This window comes from Mesorhizobium sp. M1A.F.Ca.IN.022.07.1.1, assembly GCF_003997575.1.
GTDB lineage: Bacteria > Pseudomonadota > Alphaproteobacteria > Rhizobiales > Rhizobiaceae > Mesorhizobium.
The window spans coordinates 1-7,250 of the sequence record NZ_RZST01000301.1; the positions used below are offsets into that span (position 1 = coordinate 1).

At 66.1% G+C, this 7,250-nt stretch carries 7 protein-coding genes and 2 pseudogenes; 2 read left to right on the plus strand and 7 right to left on the minus strand.

The window, feature by feature from the left end; translation table 11 throughout:
* The 3 genes and pseudogenes from EOA75_RS25640 to exbB all read right to left on the minus strand — a co-directional run.
* Positions 1-185: pseudogene (locus EOA75_RS25640) on the minus strand (energy transducer TonB); the annotation flags it as partial.
* Positions 182-667 (minus strand): TonB system transport protein ExbD, encoded by a 486-nt coding sequence (exbD, locus tag EOA75_RS25645; RefSeq protein ID WP_127325463.1) that lies wholly within the window; start codon positions 665-667, stop codon positions 182-184. The pseudogene EOA75_RS25640 and the gene exbD, both read right to left, overlap by 4 nt.
* Positions 668-674: 7 nt before the next feature.
* A complete protein-coding gene (exbB, locus tag EOA75_RS25650) occupies positions 675-1,673 on the minus strand; it encodes a tonB-system energizer ExbB (protein WP_245466733.1) in 999 nt (332 codons plus the stop codon).
* A 190-nt stretch (positions 1,674-1,863) separates the two neighbouring features.
* Between exbB and EOA75_RS25655 the strand changes: the two are divergent.
* Positions 1,864-2,537, plus strand: a pseudogene (locus tag EOA75_RS25655) (isochorismatase family cysteine hydrolase).
* Between the two features lie 308 nt (positions 2,538-2,845).
* Here the strand turns inward: EOA75_RS25655 and EOA75_RS25660 are convergent.
* Positions 2,846-3,691: an LLM class flavin-dependent oxidoreductase gene (locus EOA75_RS25660; RefSeq protein WP_245466734.1), complete on the minus strand. Its 846-nt coding sequence runs from the start codon at positions 3,689-3,691 to the stop codon at positions 2,846-2,848.
* A 153-nt stretch (positions 3,692-3,844) separates the two neighbouring features.
* Positions 3,845-3,994 (minus strand): hypothetical protein, encoded by a 150-nt coding sequence (locus EOA75_RS25665; RefSeq protein ID WP_082953811.1) that lies wholly within the window; start codon positions 3,992-3,994, stop codon positions 3,845-3,847.
* Between the two features lie 280 nt (positions 3,995-4,274).
* On the opposite strand from EOA75_RS25665, the gene EOA75_RS25670 reads away from it, so the two are divergent.
* A complete protein-coding gene (locus EOA75_RS25670; protein ID WP_127325465.1) occupies positions 4,275-5,042 on the plus strand; it encodes an SDR family oxidoreductase in 768 nt (255 codons plus the stop codon).
* Positions 5,043-5,203: 161 nt separating this feature from the next.
* Here the strand turns inward: EOA75_RS25670 and EOA75_RS25680 are convergent, their stop codons facing one another.
* Together EOA75_RS25680 and EOA75_RS25685 are read right to left on the minus strand one after the other, a co-directional pair.
* Positions 5,204-6,148, minus strand: a complete 945-nt coding sequence (locus EOA75_RS25680) for an ABC transporter permease (protein ID WP_095826245.1) — start codon at positions 6,146-6,148, stop codon at positions 5,204-5,206.
* A complete protein-coding gene (locus EOA75_RS25685) occupies positions 6,145-7,200 on the minus strand; it encodes an ABC transporter permease (RefSeq protein ID WP_127325466.1) in 1,056 nt (351 codons plus the stop codon). The genes EOA75_RS25680 and EOA75_RS25685 overlap by 4 nt, the downstream gene beginning before the upstream one ends.
* Between the last annotated feature and the right edge of the window lie 50 nt (positions 7,201-7,250).

Sequence of the window (7,250 nt, forward strand, 5' to 3'; positions counted from 1 at the left end):
AGCTTTACCGAGGTGCCGGACGGCGGCGCGCCGCCGTCCGGCACCTCGGTAAAGCTCAGATTCTGCACCGCATAAGCGACCGCGACATGCGCGGCGAAAATAACCGTGGCCGCGCTTGCCCACAGACCGGCTTCGCGGAAGCCGAAGCGTGGCTGGGTGGACAAGGCGGCGATCGCTTGCGTCATTGCGCCGCGCTTCCGCTTGTCGCCGGCGCGGAGGTGGCGCCCGCGGCCGCAGCCTCGGTGCCGGACGCCGTCTCCAGCCCGACCAGCGCAATCTTGAGGTAGCCCGCAGCGCGCAGCAGGTTCATCACCTCCATCAGCTCGCCATAGCCCACCGTCTTGTCGGCGCGCAGGAAGATGCGCGTCTGCTTGTCGCCCTTGGTGCGGCTGTGGAGCACGGTGGCGAAGCTCGGTCGCGGCACAGCCTCATTGCCGATCGCCAGAGAAAGATCGCTTTTCAGCGTCAGGAACAGCGGTGTCTCCGGCCGTGGCGCCGGCGTCGCCGTCGACCCGGGCAGGTCGACATTGACGTCGACGGTCGCAAGCGGAGCCGCGACCATGAAGATGATCAAAAGCACCAGGATGACGTCGATGAACGGGGTGACGTTGATCTCGTGGCTTTCCTCGAGATCGTCGCCGGCCGTCTCGCGAATCCGCGCCGCCATTGGCCGCTCACTCCGCTGCCAACGCGGTTGCCGGCGGCACCGTGCGAAAATCGAGGTCACGGCTGACCAGCCGCTCGACGCCTGCCGAGGCGTCGGCGAGGATCTGCCTGTAGCCGGCTATCGATCGCGCGAAGACGTTGTAGATCACCACCGCCGGGATCGCAGCCACCAGACCCATTGCCGTGGCGAGCAGGGCTTCGGCGATGCCCGGCGCCACCACCGCAAGATTGGTGGTCTGCGCCTGCGAGATGCCGATGAAGGCGTTCACGATGCCCCAGACGGTGCCGAACAGGCCGACGAAGGGCGCCGTGGAGCCGATGGTGGCGAGCAGGCCGGTGCCGCGCGACATGCGCCGGGACGCTGCCGCCTCGATGCGCGACAGCCGCGAGGTGACGCGCTCCTTCAGGCCGTCGCCCGAGATGTGATCCAACGCGCCGGCCGAGAGCGCGCGCTCTTCCTCCGCCGCCCGCACCAGCAGCGCGCCCGGGCCGCCGCTGTGGCCGAGCGCGCGGCCGGCCTGCATCAGCGTCGCGGCATTGCCGATCGCGTTCGCCGCGCGCCGCGCCTTGAGCTTGCCGCCGAGGATCTCCAGCGACTTGGCGAGCCAGATCGTCCAGGTGACCAGAGATGCGAGAGCAAGTCCGACCATCACCGCCTTCACCACGATGTCGGCATTCATGAACATGCCCCAGGGCGACAGGTCATGCGGCAGCGTCAGCGCAATGGCGGAAGTCTCTTCGCCCCCGGCAGTGCCCGGCGCCGGCTGAACGCGCGGTTCGGTCGGTGCGGCAGCGGTTGGTGCCTCCGTCGCCGGGGGCTGTGCCGCGGCCGGGGCCTGAGCTGCCTGCACGGCTGCCGGAGCTGTTATGGGCTGCTGAGCGGGCGCTTGTGCGGCCGGTGCCGCGGGTGCCGGCTGCTCCTGCGCCAGCGCGACGTCGGGAAGAAAGGAGCCGGCCGCAAGAATGGCGAACGCGGCCAGCACCACAAAAAGACTGTTCCGGGACAAGGCTAGTCCTCGCTTCATCATTGCACGCCAATGCCGTCTGACTAGAAAACATGAGTTAGCGAGTCAACTATTAAGATGTCCATCACCATCAAATATCCGGGTCGCGCGCCGGTAGCCGGGGACGCCGTGAGGTCTGGACTGCGACGCCGTCGCTGGGCCACCATGTCAGCCACAACCGAGGCAGCAGGCGATGATCAAGGCGACCCCGTTCGACTTCCCCTATGACGGAAGGCTGGTGCCGCAAGACACCGCCCTGCTCGTGATCGACCTGCAGGCGGATTTCCTGTCGCCGACAGGCTATTTCGCCAGGAAAGGCTATGACCCTTCGCCGCTGCGGGCCATTCTGCCGACGGTGAATCGGCTGATTGCGGCCGCGCGCGCGCCGGCCTCGCAATCGTCCATACGAGGCAAGGCTACCGCGCCGACATGGCCGATATGACGGCTTACGAAAAATGGCGCCGCAAGCGGGCGGGACTGGACGGCACCGATATCCTGCTGCGCTCCAGCCCAGGCTTCCAGATCGTCGCCGACATAGAAGTCAGGCCCGAGGACATCATTGTCGACAAGACCTGTAACGGCGCCTTCACCTATACGGATCTGGAACTGGTGCTGAGGGCGCGCGGCATCACCCATCTGATGTTCACCGGCTGCACGACCGATGTCTGCGTTCACACGACGCTGCGCGAGGCCTGCGACCGCAATTTCCAATGCCTGACGATTGCGGACGCCTGTGCCAGCGGCGACAGCCGGGCGCACGAAGCCGCGCTCCATATGGTGACGGTCGAGGACGGCGTCTTCGGCGCGCTGGCGAGCTCGGAGGCGGTCATCGCCGCGCTGTCGCGGATCGCAGAAGAACGGGATTGATATCGGGATTTCGGGATCACAACAATCCATCGGTCACACATCTTTTTGCGTGCACCGTTCCGTTGCCGGCGACGCTTTCGTCTTCACGGTTAGCCGCCGCTGCCAGGACAGACGGAGCCAAGCCATGTCAACCGCAGTGACCTTGATCAATGTCTTCACTATGTCCCGTCTTGATGAAACCGGCAGCCGCAGCGGCCGGTCTCACCGCCATCCGCGATTTCACCGAAGGTGTGCCCCGGTGAACGAGCGCGACGCGAACGTTCCTGGCGCCAGGGTGTCGGCGTCGCACCGAGCCAGCGAATTCGCGATCAGCGTGACCGTCTCGCGATCCGCGCGATCTCGCTGGAACGGTCGATACCGCCGATCATGAATTCCTCGATGCCTAGCGCGGCATAGGGCAACAGCGAGAGCGCAAGCCGCGCCGGCGGCCCCGCGACCTCGACCGCCTTGTGGTCGGAGGCGCCGGACCAGCCTTCGGGGCGAATGCGGACGGGAAGCCCGAAGCGCAATCTGCCGGCGCGGCCGTGCTCGGCGGCAGCGCCGCGCACGCGCTGCATCAACTGCGCGACTTCGTCCGGCGAGCCGGCCGCCAGCTCGAATATATCGGCATGCCGGCCGGCGACCTTCAGCGCGGTGTCGGACTGGCCGCCGAGCCGGATGGTGAGGTCGCCGCCATGCAGGCCCTTGCGCGGCACGTAACCGCCTTTGACGCTGTAGAAGGCGCCTTCATGGTCGAAGGGCTCGTCGTTCGACCACAGCCGCTTCAGCAGCACCAGATATTCGTCGATGCGCTGCCACACCACGCTGTGGCCGGCCGGCCGCGCCTCGGCATCACTGTCCTGGAGCGGCTCGCTCAGCATCCTGAGCGACAGGCGGCCGCCGCCTCTGCGGTCGAGCGCCGCGAGCTGCCTTGCCGCCACCGCCGGCTCGACCACGCCGGCCCAGTGCGTCAGCACCACTTCCAGCGCCGGGGTGCGGTCGAGCGTCTGCGCGGCGATGTCCATGTTGGCGAGCAGGCCGGCCGGATCGTCGATCACCAGCTTGCGGAACCCCGCATCCTCGATCAGCGACAGCTTGGTCGCCGTCTCGGCGAAATCGTAGAAGAAGCTGCCATTCGCAGGCTTACCGGGAACATGCGTGAACTCGATCGGCATTGCTATCTCCTCCGTCACGTTGGCTTGCCCCGCTCCACCTCGAACAATCCAATGCGCGCAGGCGCGCCGACGCGCCCTGGCGCTCGGCCAGTTATCTTCTCCGGTTACTCCACCTCAGATTTTTGGACGGCGGGGCCGTAGGCCCCGGCTCTGTCAGGGGATGATCCCAAGCACCACCGCGCCGGTGAACACGAATGCCAGCGCGAAAACGAGATAGGCGAAGGTTCCGCCATAGGCGGGCCTCCAGCTCTGGTCGGCGGTCAGCCTCTGGCCCTTGCGCTGAGCATTCTGCATGTAGGTCATGGTCGAACCTCCGTCTCGGCCATTAATCTATAAAAATAGTAGACTTTGTCTAGTGCTATTTTTCGCCGGTTTTTGGAAGGACGTCCTCGGAAACGGCAACTTGAAGGGCGTTTATTCTCAGCCGAGATCGAAAAAGTGCGGGGATGCGCCACCCGAGGATCCGACAAAATGCCTGTAGCTCCGGCTTTTTCGGCGGCAAACGGCCTCGTTCAAGCGCTTGGCTACTCGGTACGCGAGGGGATAGCATCAAAATAGTCTCACAGGACTCAGGGAGAAAAACATGGGTGGAAGGCTGGCGGGCAAGGTCGCCATCATCTCGGGTGGCGCGACGGGCATGGGTGGAGCGGCTTCCGAGCTGTTTGCCGCCGAAGGCGCCAAGGTTGCGATCATCGACCGCAATGGCGAGGCCGCCGGCAAGACCGCCGCGGCGATCCGCGCGCGCGGCCATGATGCGGAGCATTTCGTAGCCGACGTTTCCGATGAGGCGCAGGTCGAGGCGGCCGCGAAGGCGGCCGCGGAAAAATTCGGGCCGGTGACCGTGCTGTTCAACCACGCCGGCACCATCGTGATTAAACCCTTCCTGGAGACCACGCTCAAGGAATGGGACTGGCTGCACGCCGTCAATGTGCGCTCGATGTTCCTGATGACGCGCGCGGTGCTGCCCGGCATGATCGCCGCCGGCGGCGGCTCGATCGTCTGCACCTCGTCGATCTCGGCGGTGGCGGCGACGCCGAACGAAGTGCTCTATGACACCACTAAAGGCGCCTGCCACATGTTCGCGCGTGCCATCGCGGTGGAGTTCCGCGATCGCAACATCCGCTGCAATGCCATCTGTCCCGGCTTCATCCGCACGCCGCACGGAATGCGCGAGGTCGCCGACCTCGGCAAGCTCGGCGTCGATGTTTCCGATGCCGCCATGGCCGCGCAACAGGGCCGCATCGGCGAGCCGGAGGAAGTGGCCAAGGCGGCGCTGTTCCTGGCGAGCGACGAATCGAGCTTCGTCAACGGCGCGCATCTGTTCGTCGACAACGCCTTCACGGCGATCTGAGGCGTCCCAAGCTGGGCGCCCTTCCTCTACCCCGTCGATCGGGGGAGAGGTGTCGAGCGCAGCTCGACGGAGTGGGGGGTCGACCCTTGGCGGTGCAGGAAGGTTCTTGCACCTTGATCCGTTGGGGGAACCACCTTGCAACCGTCGAGGAAAGAATCTACCTACCGTTCCTCGCGTCGAAACGGCTTCAGCAGCGCCGAAGGCGCGACCGCGTTGCGCGAAATGAAGGCCATGGCGACGATGGTGAAGATGAAGGGCAGCATCAGGAAGGCTTCGTAAGGGATGTGCCCGAGGCCGCTGGCCTGCATCCTGAGCTGCAGCGCGTCGACGAAGGCAAAGAGCAATGCCGCGCCCGCCGAACGCCACGGGTCCCAGCGGCCGAACACCACCAGCGCGATCGCCACCCAGCCGCGCCCCGACACCACGCCGAAGGTGAAGGCGTTGAACTGCGCCATGGTGAGAAAGGCGCCGGCAAGACCCATCAGCGCGCCGCCGAGGATCACGGCCTGGAAGCGCGTGACGATCACGCTGACGCCGGCGGAATCCGCCGCGCGCGGGTTCTCGCCGACCATGCGCACCGACAGCCCCCAGGGTGTGCGGTAGAGGACGAAGGCGGCAAACGGAACGGCGATGATCGCGAGATAAACCAGCGTGAACTGGTTGAACACCGCCGGACCCAGGATCGGAATGTCCGACAGCAGGGGGATCGGCGCCGGCTGAAAGCCCTTGATGCTGGGCGGCACCGATTGCTGGCCGAAGATCAGTCGGTAGAGGAAATAGGCGAGCCCAGAGCAGAACAGCGTCACGCCGATGCCGCAGACATGCTGGCTGAGGCCCAAGGCCACCGTGAACAGCGCATGCAGCGCGCCCATCGCCGCCCCGACAAGCACGGCCACCAGCACGCCCAGCCACAGGCTGCCGCTCAGGCTGGCGGCGGTGAAGCCGGCCATGGCCGCCAACAGCATGATGCCTTCGATGCCCAAATTGAGCACGCCGGCCCGCTCGGAAAACATTTCGCCTAGCGTGGCGAAGGCGAGCGGTGTGGCGATGCGGATGATGGCTGCGAGAAAGCCGACCTGAAAAATCTGCTCGAACACCGCGCTCATGCGGGCGCCCCCACGCGGCGGATGCGATAGGCGGTGAAGAGCAGCGCCACCAGCATCGCAAGCAGCGCTGTACCCTGGATGACCTCACTGAGGAAGGCCGGCACGCCGGTCGCGCGCGACATCGCCTCGGCGCCGGTCATGACCGCGGCAAGGAAGATCGCGGCCGGCACGACGCCGAGCGGATTGAGCCTGGCGAGCATCGCGACGACGATGCCGGAATAGCCGTAGCCCGGCGAGATGTCGCTCATCACCTGGAAATGGACGCCACCAACCTCGCCGACGCCGGCCAGTCCGGCCAGCGCGCCGGAAAGCAGCGCGGTGGAGAGCAGCACGCGCTGGGTATTGATGCCGCCATAGCGGGCCGCCTCCGCATTCTCGCCGGTGACGCGGATGCGGAAGCCGAGCGTGGTGCGCGCGATCAGGAACCGACAAACGGGCGCTGCGATCAGCGCCACGACGACGCCGATATGCAGCCTTGTGCCTTCGATCAGCACCGGGAAATTGGCGGAATCCTCGATTGGCGGCGAGATCGGATAACCGGAAAAGGTGTCCTTCCACGGCCCCTCGATCAGCGCCATCAGCGCGTAATAGATGACCGAGTTGAGCAGCAGCGAGCTGACCACGTCGTCGACCTTGAATTTGACGCGCAACGTCGCCGGCACCAGCGCGACGAGGGCGCCGGCCGCCGCGCCGGCCAGCGCCATCAGCAGGATGGCGAGCGGTCCTGGCATCGGGATGGCGCCTACGGCACAACTCGCAACCGCGCCGGCCAGCAGCTGGCCTTCGGCCCCGATGTTCCAGAATTTGGCGCGGAAGGCGATCGCCACCGCAAGGCCGGTGAAGATCATCGGCGCGGCGCGCACCAGCGTCTCGGTGATTGCGTAGCTGTCGCCGAGCGAGGCCGAGAGCATCACGCCATAGGCTTCGATGACACCGGCGCCGGCGACGGCGATGAGACCGCTGCACAAAACCAGCGCGACGGCGATGGCGAGTAGCGGTAGTGCGAGATTGAACCAGGCCGGCGTCGAGCTGCGGACTTCGAGACGGAACATCAGGCGTGCTCCCGAGGCAATTCCATAGCGCTACGCCCTCCCCTCCGCGC

What these genes read in the sequence shown, in the direction of transcription:
- exbD (WP_127325463.1), bottom strand. Translation starts at nt 667, where the DNA reads ATGGCGGCGCGGATTCGCGAGACGGCCGGCGACGATCTCGAGGAAAGC.
- EOA75_RS25660 (WP_245466734.1), bottom strand. Translation starts at nt 3,691, where the DNA reads ATGCCGATCGAGTTCACGCATGTTCCCGGTAAGCCTGCGAATGGCAGC.
- EOA75_RS25665 (WP_082953811.1), bottom strand. Translation starts at nt 3,994, where the DNA reads ATGACCTACATGCAGAATGCTCAGCGCAAGGGCCAGAGGCTGACCGCC.
- EOA75_RS25670 (WP_127325465.1), top strand. Translation starts at nt 4,275, where the DNA reads ATGGGTGGAAGGCTGGCGGGCAAGGTCGCCATCATCTCGGGTGGCGCG.
- EOA75_RS25680 (WP_095826245.1), bottom strand. Translation starts at nt 6,148, where the DNA reads ATGAGCGCGGTGTTCGAGCAGATTTTTCAGGTCGGCTTTCTCGCAGCC.
- EOA75_RS25685 (WP_127325466.1), bottom strand. Translation starts at nt 7,200, where the DNA reads ATGTTCCGTCTCGAAGTCCGCAGCTCGACGCCGGCCTGGTTCAATCTC.